The sequence below is a fragment of the Variovorax sp. ISS6 genome (genome assembly GCF_056523145.1).
In genome coordinates this window covers 1495717-1517558 of record NZ_JAWRZC010000001.1, presented here as the reverse complement: position 1 = coordinate 1517558, position 21842 = coordinate 1495717, and the positions used below count along the sequence as shown (strand labels likewise).

The window sequence follows — 21842 nt, the reverse complement described above, 5'->3', positions numbered from 1 at the left end:
CAGCATGGGCAGCAGCAGCAACGGCAGCAAGAGCGATGACTGGTGGCGCGGCGCGGTGATCTACCAGATCTATCCGCGCAGTTTCATGGACAGCAACGGCGATGGCATCGGCGACCTGCCCGGCATCACGGCGCGGCTGCCGCACGTGGCCTCGCTCGGGGTCGATGCGATCTGGGTCTCGCCCTTCTTCCGCTCGCCGATGAAGGACTTCGGCTACGACGTGGCCGACTACCGCGCGGTCGACCCGATGTTCGGCACCCTGGCCGACTTCGACGCCATGCTCGCGCGGGCGCACGAACTGGGCCTGAAGCTCATCATCGACCAGGTGCTCTCGCACACCTCCGACCAGCACGCCTGGTTCGCCGAGAGCCGCGCGAGCCGCGACAACCCCAAGGCCGACTGGTACGTATGGGCCGACCCCAAGCCCGACGGCACGCCGCCCAACAACTGGCTCTCGGTCTTCGGCGGGCCGGCCTGGCAATGGGATTCGCGCCGCCGCCAGTACTACCTGCACAGCTTCCTGGCCGAGCAACCCGACCTCAACTTCCATTGCCCCGCGGTGCAGGACGCGCTGCTCGGCGAGGTCGGCTTCTGGTGCGAGCGCGGCGTCGACGGCTTCCGCTTCGACGCCTGCAACCACCAGTTCCACGACGCCCTGCTGCGCAGCAACCCGCCGGCCTCGGCGCAGTCGGTGGGCGAGGTCAGCACGGTGCGCGCAGACAACCCCTACGCGATGCAGCAGCATCTGTACGACAAGAGCCAACCCGAGAACCTGCTGTTCCTCGAGCGGCTGCGCGCCCTGCTCGAGCGCCACGGCGCGGTCGCGCTCGGCGAGGTCGGCGACGAGAACGCGCCGCCCGTGATGGCGCAGTACACCGCGCGCGGCCGGCGCCTGCACCTGGCCTACAGCTTCAGCCTGCTGACCGCCGACCACACGGCGAAGCACCTGCGCCAGCAGGTCGAGGCGCTCGACCATGCGCTCGCGGCCACCGGCGGCTGGGGCTGCTGGGCGGTGTCGAACCACGACGTGCCGCGCGTGGCCACGCGCTGGAGCGACGGCGCGGCGCCCGACTGTCCGGCGCAGCCGCCTGTGGCTCGCGCTGCTGCTGTCGCTGCGCGGCAGCGCCGGCATCTACCAGGGCGAGGAACTGGGCCTGCCCGAGGCCGAGGTGCCGTTCGAGCTGCTGCAGGACCCCTACGGCCGCGCCTTCTGGCCCGAGTTCAAGGGCCGCGACGGCTGCCGCACGCCGATGCCCTGGCGCGGCGACGACGCGCAGGGCGGCTTCACCACCGGCACGCCCTGGCTGCCGATGTCGCCCGCGCAGCTGCCGCTGGCGGTCGACCGCCAGGAAGGCGATGCGCGGTCGATGCTGGCCTTCAGCCGCGCGATGCTGCGCTGGCGCCGCGCGCAGCCGCTGCTGCACACGGCAGCCATCGCCTTCTTCGACGCGCCCGAGCCGGTGCTGTGGTTCGAGCGCCGCGAGGGCGCGAATTCACTGCAGGCCGTGTTCAACCTCGGCGCGGCGCCGGTGTCGATCATGCTGCGCGAAACCCTGCGCGCCGTGGCCGACGCGCCACTGGCGTCGACCGCGACGCTCGGCGGCGCCGACGGTCGCGCGCTCACGCTGGCGCCCTTCGGCGCCTTCTTCGGCGAACCGATCACCGACTGACCCCATGGCCCCGACGCAACTGCCCGAAGCCGAAGTCCATGCGCTGATGCGCGCCGAGCACGGCGACCCCTTCGGCGTGCTCGGCCCGCATGAGACCGCGCGCGGCCTGGTGGTGCGCGCGCTGCTGCCCGGCGCGCAGGGCGTCACGGTGCTGCATGCGCGCTCTGGCTGGCCGTTGGCCACGCTCGAGCGGCACGAGGGCTCCGACCTCTTCGCGGGCCTGGTGCCCGCGGCCCAGGCGCGCATGGGCTATGCGTTCCAGGTCGACTGGGGTTCGCACGTCTCGCGCATCGACGACCCCTACCGCTTTCCCTTCGTGCTCGGCGACACCGACATCTGGCTGCTGGCCGAGGGCACGCACCTGCGCCCCTGGGAGCGCCTGGGCGCGCACCTGCGCGAGATGGACGGCGTCAAGGGCGTGGCCTTCGCGGTCTGGGCGCCGAATGCGCGCCGCGTGTCGGTGGTCGGCGACTTCAACAACTGGGACGGCCGGCGCCACATGATGCGGCTGCGCCGCGAGTGCGGCGTGTGGGAGGTCTTCGCGCCGCACGTGGCGGTGGGCGATGCCTACGAGTTCGAGATCCTGTCGGCGCAGGGCGAGCTGCTGCGCAAGGCCGACCCCTTCGCCTTCTCGTCGCGGCTGCGGCCCGACACCGCCTGCGTGGTGCGCCCGCTGCCGCCGGTCGCCACCATGCCCGCGGGCCGTGCCAAGGCCAACGGGCGCGATGCGCCGATCAGCATCTACGAGGTGCACCTGGGCTCGTGGCGGCGCAAGAACGGCCACGAATGGCTGGACTACATCGAGCTCGCCGACACCCTGGTGCCCTACGTGCGCGACATGGGCTTCACCCACATCGAGCTGCTGCCCATCACCGAGCATCCGTTCGACGGCTCCTGGGGCTACCAGCCGATCGGCCTCTATGCGCCGACCTCGCGCTTCGGCACCCCGAGCGACTTCCGCTTCTTCGTGGCCGCGGCGCATGCAGCCGGGCTCGGCGTGATCCTCGACTGGGTGCCCGCGCACTTCCCGACCGACGCGCACGGCCTGGGCCGCTTCGACGGCACGGCGCTGTACGAGTACGCCGATCCGCGCGAGGGCTTCCACAACGACTGGAACACGCTGATCTTCAACTGGTCGCGCACCGAGGTGCGCAACTACCTCGTGGGCAACGCGCTGTACTGGCTCGAGCGCTACGGCATCGACGGCCTGCGCGTGGACGCCGTGGCCTCGATGCTCTACCGCGACTACAGCCGCGGGCCCGGCGAATGGGTGCCCAATGCGCAGGGCGGGCGCGAGAACCTCGAGGCGATCGAGTTCCTGCGCCGCATGAATCGCGTGGTGGGCACCGAGCGCCCCGGCGCGGTGACGATCGCCGAGGAGTCGACCAGTTTTCCCGGCGTGACGCGCCCGCCCGAGGACGGCGGGCTGGGCTTCCACTACAAGTGGAACATGGGCTGGATGAACGACACCCTGGCCTACGCGGGCAAGGACCCGGTGTATCGGCCGCACCACCACCGCGAGATCACCTTCGGGCTGATGTACGCGCACAGCGAGAACTTCGTGCTGCCGTTCTCGCACGACGAGGTGGTGCACGGCAAGGGCTCGATGATCGCGCGCATGCCGGGCGACGAATGGCAGAAGTTCGCGGGGCTGCGCAACCTGTACGGCTATCTCTGGGCCTATCCGGGGAAGAAGCTGCTGTTCATGGGCTGCGAGTTCGCGCAGGTGGCGGAGTGGAATGCGGATCGCAGCCTTGATTGGCATCTGCTCGAGCACGCATCGCATCAAGGGGTGCGGCGGCTGGTGCGGGATCTCAACAACGTGTATCGGCACTATCCGGCGTTGCACGAGCTCGACCATGAAGGGGCGGGGTTCGAGTGGCTGGTGCATGACGATACGGCGCAGTCGGTGTTTGCCTTTGTTCGTCGGGGGCGGGATGGGGCGTTCGTTTTGGCCGTCTGCAACTTCACGCCTGTGGTTCGGCATGGGTATCGGGTGGGGGTGCCTTGTTCGGGGTCCTATCGGGAGATCATCAATACCGATGGGGTTGTTTATGGGGGGAGTGGGGTGGGGAATGGGGTGGTTGCCAGTGAGGCTTTGGCTTGGCATGGGAAAGTCGACTCGGTGGTTGTTGACTTGCCGCCCTTGGCTACGTTGATGTGGGTGTTGGTTTGAATTTGAGTTGTTTGCCTTGCGACGGACAGTTGGCCGGGTCTCGCCCCGGCGGGCGACTTACTTTCTTTGTCTCGCCAAAGAAAGTAAGCAAAGAAAGGCGACCCCGCTGTCTGTGTCCCTCCGCTTCGCTGCGGGCAACCTGCGGTGCTCGGAGAAAGCGGGGGTCCGCAGAACTCGCTCCACTTCGTTGCGCTCAGACAGCTGCGGCCCTGATCCCGCTTTCTCCTGCGCTCCTCGGCACAGCCAGAGGGGATCAGGGTCAACGCGCCATGGCGCGTCCTTGTGTGGGGTGCGCGAGCGCGGACGTTGTTGATCTTGCGTCAAGGCCGAGCAACGCGAAGGCCCGAAGGGCTTGCTCGGCCGAGCGAAGCAAAGGCCCGACCCACCCCCTCTGGCTGCGCCGAGGAGCGCAGCGTTTCGCGGATAAGGGCTCGCAGCTGTTTGAGCGAAGCGAGTTCTGCGAGACCCCGCGAAACGCGAGCACCGCAGGTTGCCCCGTAGCGAAGCGGAGGGGTCGCAGACAGCGGGGTCGCCTTTTCTTTGGTTACTTTCTTTTGGCGAAGCAAAAGAAAGTGACTCGCCCGCCGGGGCGAGTCCCGGCCTACAGCCTCAGCAAGAGAAAGCCTCACCCATCGTGCTGAACCCAGGCCAACCTTTCCCCCTGGGCGCCACAGCAACCCAGACAGGCGTCAACTTCGCCCTGGCAGCCCCCCACGCAGAAAAGGTAGAACTCTGCCTCTTCGACCCCACAGGCGCCCACGAACAGCAGCGACTCAAGCTCCCCGAGTTCACAGACGGCATCTGGCACGGCCAACTCCCCAGCGCCCGCCCCGGCCTCGTCTACGCCTACCGCGTCCACGGCCCCTGGTCCCCGAGCGAGGGCCACCGCTTCAACCCCTCGAAGCTGCTGCTCGACCCCTACGCCCGCGAGATCGTCGGAAGCTACGACGGCAGCGACCTCTTCCACGGCCACGCCGCAACAGACCCGACGCAGCGCGACACACGGGACAACGCCAGCATCGCCCTCAAGGCCCGCGTGGTGTCCCCATCGACCACTCGAGCCCCAGGCCACGCCCGCATCCCCGCCACCGACCGCGTCATCTGCGAGCTCCACGTCCGCAGCCACACGAAGCTGCACCCCGCCGTCCCCGCCCCCCTGCGCGGCAGCTACGCCGCCCTCGCCGAGCCGGCCGTGCTCGACCACCTGCAGCGCCTGGGCGTCACCACGCTGAGCCTGATGCCGGTGCAGCACCGCGCCGACGAGGAACGGCTGCTCGCGATGGGCCTCACGAACCACTGGGGCTACAACACCATCGGCTGGTTCGCGCCCGAGGCACGCTACTGGAGCGGCCGCCCCGGCACCACGCCGGCCGGCGAATTCCGCGCGCTGGCCGACGCGGTGCATGCGCGCGGCATGGAGCTGGTGATCGACGTGGTCTACAACCACAGCGCCGAGAGCGACGAGCTCGGCCCCACGCTGTCGCTGCGCGGCATCGACAACGCCCTCTACTACCACCTGCGCGCCGACGACCGCGCCCTCTACGAGAACTGGACCGGCACGGGCAACTGCCTGAACCTCGGCGAGCCGCGCGTGCTGCAGCTCGTGATGGACAGCCTGCGCTTCTGGGCCGGCGAGATGGGGGTCGATGGCTTCCGCTTCGACCTCGCGCCGGTGCTGGGCCGCGCCACGGCCACGGGCTTCGATCCGCGCGCACCCTTCTTCGCGGCCATCGCGCAGGACCCGCTGCTGTCGCGCACGCTGCTGATCGCCGAGCCCTGGGACATCGGGCCGGGCGGCTACCGGCTCGGCGAATTCCCGCCGGGCTGGCTCGAATGGAACGACCGCTTCCGCGACACGCAACGCGGCTTCTGGCTGCGCCAGGACCGCGAGGGACGCGCGGGCCTCGGCGACTTCGCGCACCGCTTCGCGGCCTCGAGCGCGCAGTTCGCGCACAACGGGCGCTCACCCGCCGCGAGCGTGAACTTCGTGACCGCGCACGACGGCTTCACGCTGCGCGACCTGCTGAGCTACGACACGCGCCACAACGAGGCCAACGGCGAGAACAACCGCGACGGCCATGGCCACAACCTGAGCCGCAACTGCGGCGTGGAAGGCCCGAGCGACGACCCTGCGGTGCGGGCCGAACGACTGCGGCTCTCGCGCGCGCTGCTGGCCGCGCTGATGCTGTCGCAGGGCACGCCGATGCTGCTGGCCGGCGACGAGATCGGCCACACGCAACACGGCAACAACAACGCCTACTGCCAGGACAACGAGACCACCTGGCTGCACTGGGTCGGCAGCACCGATCCGGCCGGCGAGCCGGCTCGGCTGAGCGCCTTCGTGGCGCGGCTGGCCGCGCTGCGGCGCGCGGCACCGGTGCTGCGCAGCACGCGCTGGTGGCCGGCCGATCCCGCGCCGGGCACGGCCGGCATCCGCTGGCTGCGGCCCGATGGCACGCCGATGCAGTCGCCGGACTGGGAAGGCGGCACGGCCCTTGCAATCCTGTTCGGCAGCCTGGAGGCAGGCACCGCCAAGGAGACACCGACATCGACCACCCCCCCAGCCACACCGAAGGCAGCGCCGGCCTGGCTGCTGCTCGTGAACGCGGGCGCGCGGGCGCAGCCGTTCCGCCTGCCGCCCGGCGCCTGGCGCTGCGTCCTCGCGAGCGACCCCGCCATCGACCCGGGCCCCGAGCCCTCGGTGGTGAACGCCACCGAGGTCGAGATACCGCCCTCGAGCCTCTGGATTGCAACAACGTAGGAGCCCGCGCCGCGCGGCGGTGCTAGTGTGCAAGGGCCCGAGCGGGCACAGGCACGTACAGAAACTCTGACGACACACGAACGAACGGAGACACAGGATGGACCCCAAGACCCCCGCGGCCGCCCCCGGCGCGCCACTGCAATCGCACCAGCTCGTGCGCCGCACCATCGCGCTGGTGCTGGCCGGCGGACGCGGCTCCCGGCTCAAGCAGCTGACCGACCGGCGCGCCAAGCCGGCCGTGTATTTCGGCGGCAAGTTCCGCATCATCGATTTCGCGCTCTCCAACTGCCTCAACTCGGGCATCCGCCGCATGGCGGTGGTCACGCAGTACAAGTCGCATTCGCTGATGCGCCACCTGCAGCGCGGCTGGAGCTTCCTGCGCGCCGAACTCAACGAGATGGTCGACGTGCTGCCCGCGCAGCAGCGCATGGGCGACGAGCACTGGTACCGCGGCACGGCCGACGCGGTCTACCAGAACCTCGACATCATCCAGACCCGCTCCACGCCGCACGACTACGTGGTGGTGCTCGCGGGCGACCACATCTACAAGATGGACTACTCGATCATGGTCAAGGACCATGCCGAGAGCGGCGCCGGCTGCACCGTGGGCTGCATCGAGGTACCGCGCATGGAGGCCACGGCCTTCGGCGTGATGGCGATCGACGACAGCCGCCGCATCACCAGCTTCCTCGAGAAGCCGGCCGACCCGCCCGCGATGCCGGGCCATCCCGACGTGGCGCTGGCCAGCATGGGCATCTACGTGTTCGATTCGGCCTACCTCTACAAGCTGCTCGAGGAAGACAGCCGCGACCCGAACTCCAGCCACGACTTCGGCAAGGACATCATCCCGCGCGCGGTGGCCGAGGGCCGGGCGCTCGCGCATCCCTTCGGCATGTCCTGCGTCACGCGCGCCGCGCGCGGGCCGGATGCCAAGGCCTACTGGCGCGACGTGGGCACGATTGATGCATTCTGGGCCGCCAACCTCGACCTCGCGTCGATCACCCCGGAGCTGGACATCTATGACACCGACTGGCCGATCTGGACCTACCAGCGGCAGCTGCCTCCGGCGAAGTTCGTGCTCGACCACGACGGCCGCCATGGCATGACGGTCAACACCATCGTCTCGGGCGGCTGCATCGTCTCGGGCTCGCAGGTCAGCAGCTCGGTGCTGTTCTCGGGCGTGCGCATCCATTCGTTCTGCACCATCCACGAGGCGGTGCTGCTGCCCGACGTGGAGGTCGGGCGCGGCTGCCGGCTCAGCCGCGTGGTGATCGACCGCGCCTGCGTGATCCCCGACGAGATGGTGATCGGGGAGGACGCCGAGGCCGATGCCGCGCGCTTCGAGCGCACCGAAACGGGCGTGGTGCTGGTCACGCGCGAAATGCTCAAGCGGCTGGCGGAGCGCTCCGCGGCGCCCGCCGCCTGATGCCGCCGATGAGAGTCCTCCAGGTCAGCGCCGAACTCTTCCCCCTGCTCAAGACCGGCGGCCTGGCCGACGTCGCCGGCGCGCTGCCGCTCGCGCTGATGGCCGCGGGCCAGGACGCGCGCGTGCTGCTGCCGGGCTTCCCGGCCATCGTGGCGGGCATGCGCGGGCTCGCGCCGGTCGCGGCCTTTTCGGCGCCCTGGGGCGAACGCTTCGGGCTGCTGCAGGGGCGCATCGAGATCGACGGCGCGCCGCCGATCCCGGCCTACGTGGTCGACGCACCCGCGCTGTTCGACCGGCCCGGCAATCCCTACGAGGACGCCAACCGGCAACCCTACGGCGACAACCACCGGCGCTTCGCGCTGCTGGGCTGGGCCGCGGCCCGGCTCGCGCAGGGGCTCGATCCGGCCTGGCTGCCCGAGGTGGTCCATGCGCACGATTGGCACGCGGGGCTCGCGCCGGCCTACATGGCCTTCGCGCGCGGCGTCGACGGGCCGCGCGTGGGCAGCGTCTTCACGGTCCACAACCTCGCCTACCAGGGCCTGTTCGCGCCCTGGCACTTCCCCGAGCTCGGCCTGCCCGCGCCGGCCTTCCAGATGAACGGGCTCGAATACCACGGCCAGCTCTCCTTCATGAAGGGCGGGCTCGCCTATGCCGACCGGCTCACCACCGTGAGCCCGACCTACGCGCGCGAGATCCAGACGCCCGACCAGGGCTGCGGCCTCGACGGCCTGCTGCGCCAGCGCGGCGGCGTGCTCGACGGCATCCTCAACGCGGTCGACGACCAGGTCTGGAACCCGGCCGCCGACCCGGCGCTGTTGCAGGGCTACCAGGCGCCCGAGGGCCGCCACATGGCGGGCAAGGCGCGCTGCAAGTCCGTGCTGCAGCACCAGCTCGGGCTGGCCGAGCGGCCCGACGCGCCGCTGTTCATCCTCGTGAGCCGGCTCACCGAACAGAAGGGCCTGCGCCTGGTGCTGCAGGGCCTCGACGCGCTGCTCGCCCAGGGCGGCCAGCTCGCGCTGCTGGGCAGCGGCGAGGCCTGGCTCGAAGACGCCTTCCGCCAGCGCGCGGCCGCCGCGCCCGACGCGGTCAGCGTCACCATCGGCTACAACGAGACGCTCGCGCACCAGCTCTTCGGCGCGGGCGACGTGACCCTCGTGCCCTCGCTGTTCGAACCCTGCGGCCTGACGCAGATGTACGGCCTCAAGTACGGCAGCCTGCCGCTGGTGCGCCGCGTCGGCGGGCTGGCCGACACGGTGGTCGACAGCACGCTCGAGGACATGGCCAGCGGCGAGGCCACCGGCTTCGTGTTCGACCGTTTCGACTCGGCGGACTACGATCGCGCGGTACGCCGCGCCTTCGCGCTCTACCAGCGCGCACCCGACTGGCGGCGCGTGCGCGGCCATGCGATGCGGCGCCCCGCCGACTGGGCCACCGCGGCCGCGCAGTACGTGGCCGTGTACCGGCAGGCGCTGGCCGCGGCCCAGGCACCGACGCCCCTGCCCCACTGAAGAAGGCGCAGGCATCCGTTCAACCCGCACACAAGACACACCCACCATGACGATCGAAGACTTCGCCTACGACCATCCCGACCGCGATGTCGCGGCCTTCAAGCGCGCCGTGGCCAACAAGCTGATCTACGCGGTCGGCAAGGACCCCGTGGCCGCGAGCCAGGACGACTGGCTCTACGCCACCGCGCTCGCGGTGCGCGACCAGCTGGTGGAGCGCTGGATGGCCACCACGCGCGCCAACTATGCGCAGGACCTCAAGCGCGTGTACTACCTGTCGATGGAGTTCCTGATCGGGCGCACCTTCACCAACGCGCTGCTCGCGGTCGACCTGCACGCCACCGTGCGCGACGCGCTGGCCGACTTCGGCGTCGACATGGAGGCGCTGTCCGAGCGCGAGCCCGACGCGGCACTCGGCAACGGCGGCCTGGGCCGGCTCGCGGCCTGCTTCCTCGACTCGATGGCCACGCTCGGCGTGCCGGGCATGGGCTACGGCATCCGCTACGAGTACGGCATGTTCCGCCAGCGCATCGTCGACGGCCAGCAGGTGGAGACGCCCGACTACTGGCTCACGCGCGGCAATCCCTGGGAATTCAAGCGGCCCGAGGTCAACTACCGCGTGCGCTTCGGCGGCCGCGTGCAGAAGCGCGAGGGCACCAACGCGCCCTACGGCGCGGCCGACTGGGTCGACACCCACGACGTGCGCGCCGTGGCCTACGACACCATCATCCCGGGCTACGGCACGCAGGCCACCAACACGCTGCGCCTGTGGTCGGCGCGCGCCACCGAGGAGATCGACCTCTCGGCCTTCAACCGCGGCAACTACATGGCGGCGGTGGAGAGCAAGAACCACTCGGAGAACGTCTCGCGCGTGCTCTACCCCGACGACTCCACGCCCTCGGGCCGCGAGCTGCGGCTGCACCAGGAGTACTTCTTCTGCAGCGCCAGCGTGCAGGACCTGCTGCGGCGCTACCTGCGCAACCACACCAGCTTCGACCGGCTCTCGGAGAAGGTCAGCATCCACCTCAACGACACCCACCCGGTGCTCGCGGTGCCCGAGCTGATGCGCCTGCTGCTCGACGAGCACGGCCTGCCCTGGGACACGGCCTGGGCCCACACGCAGAAGGTGTTCAGCTACACCAACCACACGCTGATGCACGAGGCGCTCGAGACCTGGCCGGTCGAGATGCTCGGGCGCATCCTGCCGCGCCACCTGCAGATCATCTACGACATCAACGCGCGCTTCCTCGCCACCGTGACGCAGACGCACGGCAACGACGTCGAGCTGATGCGCCGGCTCTCGCTGGTCGACGAGGCCGGCGAGCGCCGCGTGCGCATGGCCTACGTGGCGGTGCTCGCGAGCCACTCGATCAACGGCGTGTCGGGGCTGCACTCGGAGCTGATGAAGCAGTCGATCTTCGCGGACTTCGCGAAGATCTTTCCCGAGCGCTTCAACAACAAGACCAACGGCGTCACGCCCAGGCGCTGGCTCGCGCAGGCCAACCCGCCGCTGGCCGCGCTGCTCGACCAGCGGCTGGGCAAGGGCTGGCGGCGCGACCTCTCGCAGCTCGAGGCGCTGCGGCCGATGGCGACGCAGCCGCCCTTCGTGCGCGCCTTCCGCCACGCCAAGCGCGAGAACAAGCTGCGGCTGGCCAACTGGATCGAGCAGCACATGAACATCGTGGTCGACACCGACGCGATGTTCGACGTGCAGGTCAAGCGCATCCACGAGTACAAGCGCCAGCTGCTCAACGTGCTGCACGTGATCGCGCGCTACCACCGCATCCTCGACGCCCAGGCCGCGGGCGGCAGCGTCGACATGGTGCCGCGCGTGGTGGTGTTCGCGGGCAAGGCGGCCTCGGCCTACGTGATGGCCAAGCAGGTGATCCGGCTCATCAACGACGTGGCCGCCACCATCAACGCCGACGCGCGCGTGGGCAAGCTCTTGAAGGTGGTGTTCCTGCCGAACTACAGCGTGAGCCTGGCCGAGATCATCATGCCGGCGGCCGACCTGTCGGAGCAGATCTCCACCGCCGGCACCGAGGCCTCGGGCACCGGCAACATGAAGTTCGCGCTCAACGGCGCGCTGACCATCGGCACGCTCGACGGCGCCAACGTCGAGATGCGAGAGAACGTCGGGCCCGAGAACATCTTCATCTTCGGCAACACCACGCCCGAGGTGGCCGAGATCCGCGCGCGCGGCTACCAGCCGCGCGACATCTACGACGGGAACGAGGAGCTGCGGCGCGTGCTCGACGCGATCCGCGACGGCGCCTTCTCGCCGGCCGAACCGGCGCGCTACCAGGGCATCTACGACGCGCTCGTGAACTGGGGCGACCACTACCTGCTGCTGGCCGACTACGCGAGCTATGTCGCGAAGCAGGCCGAGGTCGATGCGCTCTACCGCGATGCCGATGCCTGGACGCGCATGGCGATCCTCAACGTGGCGGGCATGGGCGCCTTCTCGTCGGACCGCACGATCGCCGAGTACGCGCACGACATCTGGCAGACCAAGCCGGTGGTGCTGGGCTGAGCCCGGCGCCGGGCGGCATCAGCGCGGCGTCGTCGGCGGCGGCGCCTCGGTGACGAAGCCGATGCGGCTCAGGCCCGCCTTGTTGGCGATGCCCATCAGGGCCACCACGCGGCCGTAGGGCACGGTCTGGTCGGCGCGCAGCTGGACCTCGGTGTCCTTACTGTCGGCGGCGGCCTTCTCGAGGCGGGTCGCGAGCTCCTCGTCGGTCACGGGCTGGTCGTTGAGGAAGACCTTGCCCGAGGCGTCGACCGACAGGCTCACGAACTTCGGCGTGTCGTTGGGCTGGCCGGCATCGGTCTGCGGCAGGTCGAGCTTGATCGAGCTGGCCATCAGCGGCGCCGTGATGATGAAGATCACCAGCAGCACCAGCATCACGTCGACCAGCGGCGTGACGTTGATGTCGGACAGCGGCCGCTGGCCGCCGGCACCGGTGGCACGGCCACCGCCGGCGGAGCTGCTGCCGAGCGAGGTGCGTCCGAAGGCCACGGCGGAATCCTTCAGACCGGCATCGGCCGGGCAGGCGGCGGCGGGGCCGGCGCAGGCGCTTCGCCGAAGTTGCCGAGCAGGTCGTGGGCGAAGCCTTCGAGCTCGGCCTCGACGCGGGCGATGACACGGCCGAAGACGTTGTAGGCCAGCACGGCCGGGATCGCCACCGCGAGGCCGAAGGCGGTCATCACCAGCGCTTCGCCGACCGGGCCGGCCACCTTGTCGATGGTGAAGCCGCCGGCCTGGCCCGCGATGCCCACGAGCGCGCCGTAGATGCCCCAGACCGTGCCGAGCAGGCCGACGAAGGGCGCCGTGGCGCCGACCGTGGCGAGCAGGATCTGCCCGGCCTGCAGCCGCCGCAGCGCGCCGTGCAGCGCCTCGCGCAGCACGCGCGTGAGGCGCTGGTTGCGGTCGCCCGCGGCGCCGAGGGTGGCGGCGTCTTGCGTCCGGGAGGCCGCGGCCTGGCGCAGCGCCGCGACCGTGGGCAGCACCAGCGCCGAGCGGTCGAAGGCCTGCAACCGCTGTTCCGCCTCGGTGAGGCTGGTCGATTGCCAGAAGGCCGCGATGCTGCGCAGCACGTCGCGCGTGCCGCCGCGCAGCAGCCAGCCCTTCCAGAGGATCACGACCCAGCTCGAGACCGACATCGCGAGCAGCAGCGCAGCCACCGAGCGGCTGACGCCGTCGCCGTGGGTCAGCAGTTCGAGGACGCTCATCGTCGGGGATGGCGAAGGGGGAGCCGTCTCAGCGCAGGCTGAGCACGTCGAACATGTCGAACAGGCCGGCGCGCTGGTCGGCCAGGAAGCGCACCGCGCGCAGGCTGCCCTGCGCGTAATTGGCGCGGCTCGAGGACTTGTGGGCGATCTCGATGCGCTCGCCGGTGCCGGCGAACAGCACCGTGTGGTCGCCGACGATGTCGCCGCCGCGCACGGTGGCAAAGCCAATGGTCGACGGGTCGCGCTCGCCGGTCACGCCTTCGCGGCCGTAGACCGCGCATTCCTTGAGGTCGCGGCCCAGCGCGTCGGCGATGACCTCGCCCATCTTGAGCGCGGTGCCCGAGGGGGCGTCGATCTTGTGGCGGTGGTGGGCTTCGACGATCTCGATGTCGTAGCCGGTGGACAGCGCCTTGGCCGCCATCTCGAGCAGCTTGAAGGTGACGTTGACGCCCACGCTCATGTTGGGCGCCATGACGATCGCGATGTCCTTCGCGATCTCGGCGATCTCGGCCTTCTGCGCGTCGCTGAAGCCGGTGGTGCCGATCACGGCCTGCACGCCGAGCTCGCGGCAGACGGCCAGGTGGGCCATCGTGCCCTCGGGGCGCGTGAAGTCGATCAGCACCTGGGCGTCCTGCAGGCCCGCGCGCAGGTCGGCATGGATGGCCACGCCGCTGGCGAAGCCGAGGAAGGCGCCCGCGTCGCTGCCGATGGCGGGGCTGGCGGCCACGTCGAGCGCGCCGGCCAGGCGGCAGTCGGGGGCGTTACGGACCGCCTCGATCAGCATGCGGCCCATGCGGCCCGACGCGCCGGCAACGGCAACCCGGCGCGCGGCCGGCGTGGAAGAGATGGTGGTGTTGGAGTCGGTCACGCGGATTCGGGCTTGCTTGCCGTCGAGGGACGGTGGGGACGGTGGATGAGGGAACCGCGCCGCCCCGCCAAGCCAGGTTCGGCGCGCCGGCCGGGCGCCGCTTTTAGCGCGCGGCCTCGAGCGGCGGGTAGGCGGCCGGCAGCGGGGGCAGCGTGGCGGGCGCCTTGCTCTCGGTGTCGGTGGCTTTCCGGTCGCCCTTGGGGTCGAACTTCTTGAGTTCTTCTTCCGTGGCCTCGAGCGGCGGCACCTTGCCGGTCTTCTTGCGGGTGTCGAGCGTGGCGACGAATTCTTCCTCGCTCGGCATGTCGCCGCCTTCCCAGCGCTCGAGCTGCTCGCCGTTGAAGAAGACGGTGAAGCGGCGTTCCTGCGGCTCCACGCCCTGGCGCCGGATCGTGAAGACGTAGTCCCAGCGGTTCGAATGGAAGATGTCGGTCAGCAGCGAGGTGCCAAGGATCTCGCGCACCTGCTGGCGCGACATGCCGGTCTTGAGCGCGGCGACCTGTTCCTTGGATACGAAATTGCCCTGGACCACCTCGACCTTGTAGGGAGTGACGGCCGCCAGCGCGCCACGCGAGCGCTCGCTGATACCGCTGCAGGCACCGAGGCCCAGGGTGACGGCAACGGCCGCAGCCAGCAGCCAGGGACGGCGTTGGAAAATGGCAGGCATTGGGGGAAAAGGGGGTAGCGATATGATCGGCCATTGTAGCGGCTGGCCCCTTCCGGGGCCTTTGGCTGCCCAGGGCGCAGGAACCATCATGGCCAATATCGACGAACTCAAGAATACCGGCCTCAAGGCCACCCTGCCGCGGCTGAAGATCCTGGAAATCTTCCAGACCGGCGGCCAACGCCACATGACCGCCGAGGACGTGTTCCGCGTGCTGCTCAACGAGCACTCCGACATCGGCCTGGCCACCGTCTACCGGGTGCTCACCCAGTTCGAGCAGGCCGGCATCCTCGAGCGCAGCCACTTCGAGAGCGGCAAGGCCGTCTACGAACTCAACGAAGGCACGCACCACGACCACCTGATCTGCACCGCCTGCGGCAAGGTCGAGGAGTTCTACGACGCCGAGATCGAGCGCCGCCAGCAGCTGGTGGCCAAGGACAAGGGCTGGATCCTGCAGGACCACGCCATGTCGCTCTACGGTCTGTGCGGCGACTGCGTGAAGAAGCGCTGAGCTAGTCCGCGTCGCGCGCGCTTTCCATCGCCTTGTGGTGGCGCGCCACGAAATCGGCATAGGTGTCGATGCCGCGCAGCTGCAGGATCGAATTGCGCACCGCGGCCTCGACCAACACGGCGATGTTGCGGCCCGCCACCACCTGGATGATGACCTTGCGCACCGGGATGCCCAGCACGTCCTGCGTGAGCGGCGTCGAGGGCATGCGCTCGTAGTCGCGCTCGAAGCTGTCGCGCCGCACCAGGTGCACGATGAGCTTGAGCCGCATCTTCCGCCGCACCGCCGTCTCGCCGAAGATCGCGCGGATGTCGAGCAGGCCGATGCCGCGCACCTCGAGCAGATTGAGCAGCAGGTCGGGGCAGCGGCCCTCGATGGTGTTCTGGTTGATGCGGTAGAGATCGACCGCGTCGTCGGCCACGAGGCCGTTGCCGCGCGAGATCAGCTCGAGGCCGAGCTCGCTCTTCCCGAGGCCCGACTCGCCCGTGATCATCACGCCCATGCCCAGGATGTCCATGAACACGCCGTGCATCGAGGTGCGCTCGGCGAAGTGCTTGGACAGGTAGGCGCGCAGCAGGTCGATCACGAAGGCCGAGGATTCGCGCGTGGCGAACAGCGGCAACTGGGCGCGCTCGCAGATCGACAGCAGCTCGTCGGGCGCGGCCTGCCCGTCGGCCAGCACCAGCATCGGCGGCTCGAGCGTGACGATGCGGGCGATGCGCCGCGCGGTGTCCTCGGGGCTGCCGCGCGTCAGGTAGGCGACCTCGCGCGCGCCGAGGATCTGCACGCGGTACGGGTGAATGTAGTTGAGGTAGCCGACCAGGTCGGCGGCCGACTGGGCGCGGCTGATGACTTCGGGATCGAACTGGCGCTCGGACGCGCCGAGTCCCGCGAGCCATTCCCAGCGCAGCGAGCCGCGGAACTCCTCGAACATGGCATCGGCGCTGATGACGGTCGGCTTCATGCGTTCAGGGCGCGGCGCGCGGCACCGCTTCTTCGGAGGTGAGGGGAACGGGAGGAAAGGCAGCGCAGCTTAGCAGCAGCCACGCCCCGAGCCATGGGCTCAGGCGACTTGCGTGGAGTGCCAGCCGGCGATCAGGCCGTGCAGCGCGGCCGCGTCGGTGCTCGACTTGATCTGCTCGCGCAGGCCGGCGTCGCTCAGCAGCTCGGCGATCTCGGAGAGGATTTCGAGGTGCTTCTGCGTGGCGGCTTCGGGCACCAGCAGGAAGATCAGCAGGCCGACCGGCTGCTCGTCGGGGGCGTCGAAGCCGATCGGGTTCGCGAGCTGGAACACCGCGGCCATCGGGGCCTTGAGGCCCTTGATGCGACCATGCGGAATGGCGACGCCATGACCGAGGCCGGTGGAGCCGAGGCGCTCGCGCGCGAACAGGCTGTCGGTGATCAGGGCGCGGCCCAGCCCGTGAAGGCTTTCGAACAGCAAGCCGGCTTCCTCGAAAGCACGCTTCTTGCTGGTGGCGTCAACGCTCACGAGCACTTGAGCGGGCGGCAGGATGGACGCGAGACGATTCATGGTGGGTCAGAGCGGGGGCGATTATGCACCTGCTTGGTAAAAACCCCCACTCCGCTTATCTACTTTCTGGTTACATGTTGCCCGCAGGCCTCGCTTCCCTCGACAGAGGCCCTTCAAACCCTTGATGGGCAGTCGGAAAAGCCCATGAAAAAGCCGCCCGGAGGCGGCTTCGAGAGTCTCCAGCGCGACAGCCGGGAACCCGCTTCGTCCTACATCAGGCGCTTGGGCGCGCTGTGGTGATGGTCCTGCAGGCGGTCCTTGTGGCGCACCACCTGGCGGTCGAGCTTGTCGACCAGTTCATCGACCGCGGCATAGAGATCAGCGTGGCTCGACTCCGCGAACATGTCATTGCCCTTGACGTGGATGTTGCACTCGGCCCGTTGCCGGCGTTCCTTTTCCTTCTGCTTTTCCACCGTGAGGATCACCTTCACATCGACCACCTGGTCGAAATGTCGGATAACCCGGTCCAGCTTGCTCGTGACGTAGGTGCGCAAGGCAGGGGTGACGTCGAGGTGATGACCGCTGATCGTCAAATTCATGAATGACCTCCTGGAATTGACGGTTGGGGAAATGACCATCGCTGCGGATGCAGCGCGGCCGGCGAAAACGGTTGTGGGGCTGGGAGAAGAAAGGGGGAGAGGGGAAAGAAGGAGCGGTGCGGGAGAGGAGAAGGTCGATTCACTATGCCCAAGCTGTCACGGTATTGCAATACCGGGGGATGCCCGGATGACGGGCTGGCGGACCGCGCCGCATGCTCAGCTATTTCTTCCATAGCAGGCCCCAGCGGCCCCGCATGCTGCGGGCCGCGTTGCGAACCATTGCTGCCGCGCCCATCTTTCGCGGCCACCCGCGCATGTCCCTGCTGGGGAAAGGGCCGGGCGCCCTTCAGCGCCAGGCGGCGCGCATCCGGTTGCGCAGGTCGATCACCGCGGCCGGCGGCGGCACCGCGGGCGCGCGAGGCGGCGGGGGCGGCCAGGTCCGGGCTTCGAAGCGCGCGAGGTCGGCATCGGGAATGAAGCGGCTGCGGTTGGCATACAGATGCCGGTCGCCGCGCGCGGCCTGCTGCGGGATGTAGAAGCGCTGCGGCACCAGCAGGTGCAGGTGGTCGCGGGCGCGGGTCATGGCCACGTAGAGCAGGCGCCGTTCCTCCTCGAGCTCCTGCGCGCTCTGCGCCACGTCGGCCGGCATGCAGCCGTCGACCACGTTGAGCACGTGGACCGAATTCCACTCCTGCCCCTTGGCCGAATGGATGGTCGAGAGGATCAGGTAGTCCTCGTCGAGCAGCGGCGGCCCGGGCCGGTCGCTGGTGGCTTCGGGCGGATCGAGCGTGAGCTCGGTGAGGAAGCGTTCGCGCGAGGCGTAGCCCGAGGCCATGTGCACCAGCTGCTCGACGTCGCCGCGGCGCGTGCCCGCGGTGTCGTCGTAGAGCCGCTCGAGGTGCGGCAGGTACCACTCCATCGCGATGCCCACGTCGGCCGGCCAGGCCAGCGACGGCGCGCGCAGCGCGGCATAGGCCTCGGCGAAGGCGGCCCATTCGGCGCGCGCGGCGCTCGGCGGCACGAAGTCGCGCAGGGCGATGGCCGGGTCGGCCGCCTGGTCCATCGCGTCGAGCAGCTTCGCGCTGGTGGCCGGCCCGATGCCCGGGATCAGTTGCGTGACGCGAAAGCCCGCCATGCGGCCGCGCGGGTTCTGCGCGAAGCGCAGCACCGCGAGCAGGTCCTTCACGTGCGAGGCCTCGAGGAACTTGAGCCCGCCGTACTTCACGAACGGGATGTTGCGGCGCGCCAGTTCGAGCTCGAGCGGCGCGCTGTGGCTCGAGGTGCGGAACAGCACCGCCTGCGACTTGAGCGCGAGCCCGCCCTCGCGGTGCGCGAGCACCTGGTCGGCCACCCAGCAGGCCTGCTGGGCCTCGTCGGGCACGCGCACGATCTGCGGCCGCCCGGCCGAGGGCTTGTCGGTCCACAGCGTCTTGGCATGGCGCTCGGCCGCATGAGCGATGCACGCATTCGACACGTCGAGGATCGGCTGGGTGGAGCGGTAGTTGCGCTCCAGCGTGACCACGCGCGCCGGCCGCGAGAACTGCGAGGGGAAGTCGAGGATGTTGCGCACCGTCGCGCCGCGGAACGAATAGATCGACTGCGCGTCGTCGCCCACCACCGTCACGCCCCGCCCGTCGGGCTTGAGCGCGAGCAGGATCGCGGCCTGCAGCAGGTTGGTGTCCTGGTACTCGTCGACCAGCACGTGGTCGAAGCGCTCGCCCAGGTGCCGCGCCAGCGTGGGCTCCTCCATCATGCCGGCCCAGTAGAGCAGCAGGTCATCGTAGTCGAGCACGTTCTGCTGCTGCTTGGCCTCGACGTAGGCGCCGAACAGCTGCTGCAGCTCGACGCCCCATTCGGCGCACCACGGAAAGGACTGCCTGAGCACCGACTCGAGCGGCGCGCGCGTGTTCACGCAGCGCGAATAGATCGACAGGCAGGTGCCCTTGTGCGGAAAGCGGCGCGCGCTCGAGGAGAAGCCGAGCTCGTGCCGCGCCAGCCCCATCAGGTCCTCGGCGTCGCCGCGGTCGTGGATGGTGAAGTTGTCGTCCAGCCCGATCTGCGCGGCGTACTCGCGCAGCAGCCGCGCGCCGATGCCGTGGAAGGTGCCGGCCCAGGGCAGCGCGGGCGCGGTGTGGGCCTGCAGCCCCAGCACGCGCGCGAGCACCTGGCCGGCGCGCTGCGCCATTTCCTGCGCGGCGCGGCGCGAGAAGGTCAAGAGAAGCAGCCGTTGCGGATCGACCCCGCGCGCGATCAGGTGCGCCACCCGGTGCGCCAGCGTGCTGGTCTTGCCCGAGCCGGCGCCGGCGATCACGAGCAGCGGGCCCGCATCGGCCGCGTCCGGAGCGCCACCGGCCAGCGCCTCCACCCCGTGCTCGACCGCCGCGCGCTGTTCGTCGTTGAGGCTCGCAAGGGCGGCCGCGAGGCGCTCGGCCTGGGTCGCCGGCGGATGGGAAAAGACGGGGGACGCGGCGCTCGGCATGGCCGCCACTCTACTGGATGTTCGTCCAGTCCAGCCAACTCTGCGCTCATTCGCCGATGACATAATCGCGCCTCGCTGCAACTGGAGACCGCATCATGGAAACCGCCCCGTCTCGGCAGCTTTCAACTCCCGGCTGAGCCCGGCCGACCGGCTCCGGGATTTGAAAGCGCCCCTCTTTCTCGTCCCCCGCCCGTCCGCCCCATCGCCCCAGCCATTTCTCGGGAGTGAGCCATGCTCAATATCTTCACGCTCGCCAACGGCCGCCTCGTCCAGGAAGAGATCGAGGCCCTCGAGGAGCTCTCCCGCTTCCAGCCGATCTGGGTCGACCTCGAATCGCCCACGCTCGAGGAGAAGCGCTGGATCAAGCAGTACTACGGCCTCTCGATCCCCGAGGACGCGATGGACGAGGACATCGAGGAATCGGCGCGCTTCTATGAAGAGGACAACGGCGAACTGCACATCCGCAGCGACTTCCTGATCGACGACGACGAAGCCCCGCGCGCGGTGCGCGTCGCCTTCATCCTCAACCAGCACAACACCGACCTGCGCAGCCGCGGCGTGCTGTTCTCGATCCACGACGAGGACGTGCCCGTGTTCCGCCTGCTGCGCATGCGCGCGCGCCGCGCCCCGGGGCTGATCGAGGACGCGAAGGAAGTGATGCTCAAGCTCTTCGACGCCGACGCCGAGTACTCGGCCGACTCGCTCGAGAACATCTACGACGAGCTCGAGGCCGCCAGCAAGAAGGTGCTCTCGGGCAACGTCAGCGACGAGCTAGCGGGCGAGGTGCTGGGCGCCATCGCGCGCCAGGAAGACCTGAACGGGCGCATCCGCCGCAACGTGATGGACACGCGCCGCGCGGTCAGCTTCATGATGCGCAGCAAGATGCTCAATGCCGAGCAGTTCGAGGAAGCGCGGCAGATCCTGCGCGACATCGAATCGCTCGACAACCACACGGCCTTCCTGTTCGACAAGATCAACTTCCTGATGGATGCGACCGTCGGTTTCATCAACATCAACCAGAACAAGACGATCAAGATCTTCTCGGTGGCCAGCGTCGCGCTGCTGCCGCCGACCCTGATCGCGAGCATCTACGGCATGAACTTCAAGTTCATGCCCGAGCTCGACTGGGCCATGGGCTATCCCTACGCCATCGTGCTGATGGCCGCGAGCGCGCTGGTGCCGATGTGGTACTTCCGCCGGCGCGGCTGGCTCAAGTAGCAACCGCAGTAGAAGGCTGGGCGGCGAGCCACGCGCCGACCAGCGCGAGGCTGTAGCGGCTCGCGACCTCGGCGACGAAGCGCGCGAAGTCGCCATGGGCCGCGTCGTCGGCACGGTCCGAGATCGTGCGCATCGCGGCGAAGGGCACGCCGTAGTCGTGACAGACCTGCGCCACCGCGGCGCCTTCCATCTCCACGGCCAGTGCATCGGGCAGCGCGCGGCGCAGCGCCTCGCTCTCGGCCGCTGTCGAGACGAAGCGGTCGCCGCTGATCAGCAGGCCGCGATGCACGGCCGGCGAACGCAGGCCGAACTCGTCGACGGCACCCTGCCCCACCAGGGCCACGGGATCGCGCAGGATCTGCTCGGCCACGGCCGCCAGCGCATCGCCGATCGCCGCATCGGCCTCGAACCGCGAGACCCCCATCAAGGGCACCTCGTGCTTCGGAAAGAGCGGCGAGGCGTCCATGTCGTGCTGCAGCAGCTCGGTCGCCACCACCACGTCGCCGACCCGAACACCCGGCGCGAGCCCGCCCGCGACACCGCTGAAGACGATGGCGCGCACGCCGAAGCGCTCGAGCAGCAGCGTGGCCGTCACCGCCGCGGCGACCTTGCCGATGCGCGACAGCGCCGCGACCACGGGTTGGCCCCGCAGGTGGCCGACCCAGAAGTCGCGGCCCGCGACGCGCACGCGCTGCTCGTCGGGCATCAGCGCGAGCAGCGCCTTGAGCTCCTCGTGCATCGCCGCGACGATCGCGATGGGTGCCG

The 21842-nt window shown here is 69.6% G+C and carries 16 protein-coding genes and 1 pseudogene; 8 read left to right on the top strand and 9 right to left on the bottom strand.

Going from position 1 to position 21842, the window contains the following annotated elements:
• Positions 1–4 precede the first annotated feature (4 nt).
• From AC1HIL_RS07070 to AC1HIL_RS07045, 6 genes and pseudogenes are all read left to right on the top strand, one after another.
• Positions 5–1670 (top strand): annotated as a pseudogene (locus AC1HIL_RS07070) (alpha-amylase family glycosyl hydrolase).
• 4 nt (positions 1671–1674) lie between these two features.
• On the top strand, positions 1675–3846 hold the full coding sequence (gene glgB, locus AC1HIL_RS07065; RefSeq protein ID WP_422099760.1) for a 1,4-alpha-glucan branching protein GlgB: 2172 nt from the start codon (positions 1675–1677) through the stop codon (positions 3844–3846).
• A 634-nt stretch (positions 3847–4480) separates the two neighbouring features.
• A complete protein-coding gene (glgX, locus tag AC1HIL_RS07060; protein ID WP_479671460.1) occupies positions 4481–6607 on the top strand; it encodes a glycogen debranching protein GlgX in 2127 nt (708 codons plus the stop codon).
• Positions 6608–6704: 97 nt separating this feature from the next.
• Positions 6705–8033: a glucose-1-phosphate adenylyltransferase gene (gene glgC, locus AC1HIL_RS07055; protein WP_057593834.1), complete on the top strand. Its 1329-nt coding sequence runs from the start codon at positions 6705–6707 to the stop codon at positions 8031–8033.
• Between the two features lie 8 nt (positions 8034–8041).
• Positions 8042–9541 (top strand): glycogen synthase GlgA, encoded by a 1500-nt coding sequence (gene glgA, locus AC1HIL_RS07050; RefSeq protein WP_479671459.1) that lies wholly within the window; start codon positions 8042–8044, stop codon positions 9539–9541.
• Positions 9542–9587: 46 nt separating this feature from the next.
• Complete coding sequence (locus AC1HIL_RS07045) at positions 9588–12071, top strand: glycogen/starch/alpha-glucan phosphorylase (RefSeq protein WP_057593833.1); 2484 nt, start codon at positions 9588–9590, stop codon at positions 12069–12071.
• Positions 12072–12089: 18 nt separating this feature from the next.
• Here AC1HIL_RS07045 and AC1HIL_RS07040 read toward each other — a convergent pair whose 3' ends face one another.
• The 4 genes from AC1HIL_RS07040 to AC1HIL_RS07025 form a co-directional block, all read right to left on the bottom strand.
• Complete coding sequence (locus AC1HIL_RS07040) at positions 12090–12557, bottom strand: ExbD/TolR family protein (RefSeq protein WP_479671458.1); 468 nt, start codon at positions 12555–12557, stop codon at positions 12090–12092.
• Positions 12558–12568: 11 nt separating this feature from the next.
• Entirely contained in the window at positions 12569–13270 is a 702-nt protein-coding gene (locus AC1HIL_RS07035) for a MotA/TolQ/ExbB proton channel family protein (protein ID WP_479671457.1), read from the bottom strand.
• 28 nt (positions 13271–13298) lie between these two features.
• On the bottom strand, positions 13299–14117 hold the full coding sequence (gene dapB, locus AC1HIL_RS07030) for a 4-hydroxy-tetrahydrodipicolinate reductase (RefSeq protein ID WP_479672472.1): 819 nt from the start codon (positions 14115–14117) through the stop codon (positions 13299–13301).
• A gap of 124 nt (positions 14118–14241) precedes the next feature.
• Positions 14242–14805, bottom strand: a complete 564-nt coding sequence (locus AC1HIL_RS07025) for an outer membrane protein assembly factor BamE (protein ID WP_057593830.1) — start codon at positions 14803–14805, stop codon at positions 14242–14244.
• An 88-nt stretch (positions 14806–14893) separates the two neighbouring features.
• On the opposite strand from AC1HIL_RS07025, the gene fur reads away from it, so the two are divergent.
• A complete protein-coding gene (fur, locus tag AC1HIL_RS07020; RefSeq protein ID WP_057593829.1) occupies positions 14894–15313 on the top strand; it encodes a ferric iron uptake transcriptional regulator in 420 nt (139 codons plus the stop codon).
• 1 nt (position 15314) lies between these two features.
• On the opposite strand, the gene hprK is transcribed toward fur, so the two are convergent.
• The 4 genes from hprK to AC1HIL_RS07000 form a co-directional block, all read right to left on the bottom strand.
• Positions 15315–16274, bottom strand: coding sequence for an HPr(Ser) kinase/phosphatase (hprK, locus tag AC1HIL_RS07015; protein ID WP_057593828.1), 960 nt, complete (start codon positions 16272–16274; stop codon positions 15315–15317).
• Positions 16275–16373: 99 nt separating this feature from the next.
• Complete coding sequence (locus tag AC1HIL_RS07010; RefSeq protein ID WP_057593827.1) at positions 16374–16841, bottom strand: PTS sugar transporter subunit IIA; 468 nt, start codon at positions 16839–16841, stop codon at positions 16374–16376.
• Positions 16842–17050: 209 nt separating this feature from the next.
• The gene (gene hpf, locus AC1HIL_RS07005) at positions 17051–17380 is read right to left on the bottom strand and encodes a ribosome hibernation-promoting factor, HPF/YfiA family (protein WP_057593826.1); all 330 of its coding nucleotides are present in this window, start codon (positions 17378–17380) and stop codon (positions 17051–17053) included.
• A 346-nt stretch (positions 17381–17726) separates the two neighbouring features.
• Entirely contained in the window at positions 17727–19859 is a 2133-nt protein-coding gene (locus tag AC1HIL_RS07000) for an ATP-dependent helicase (protein ID WP_261217817.1), read from the bottom strand.
• Between the two features lie 231 nt (positions 19860–20090).
• On the opposite strand from AC1HIL_RS07000, the gene corA reads away from it, so the two are divergent.
• Positions 20091–21077, top strand: coding sequence for a magnesium/cobalt transporter CorA (gene corA, locus AC1HIL_RS06995; RefSeq protein WP_057593823.1), 987 nt, complete (start codon positions 20091–20093; stop codon positions 21075–21077).
• Here the strand turns inward: corA and AC1HIL_RS06990 are convergent.
• Positions 21070–21816 (bottom strand): 5'-methylthioadenosine/adenosylhomocysteine nucleosidase, encoded by a 747-nt coding sequence (locus tag AC1HIL_RS06990; RefSeq protein WP_479672471.1) that lies wholly within the window; start codon positions 21814–21816, stop codon positions 21070–21072. The genes corA and AC1HIL_RS06990 overlap by 8 nt on opposite strands.
• Positions 21817–21842 lie beyond the last annotated feature (26 nt).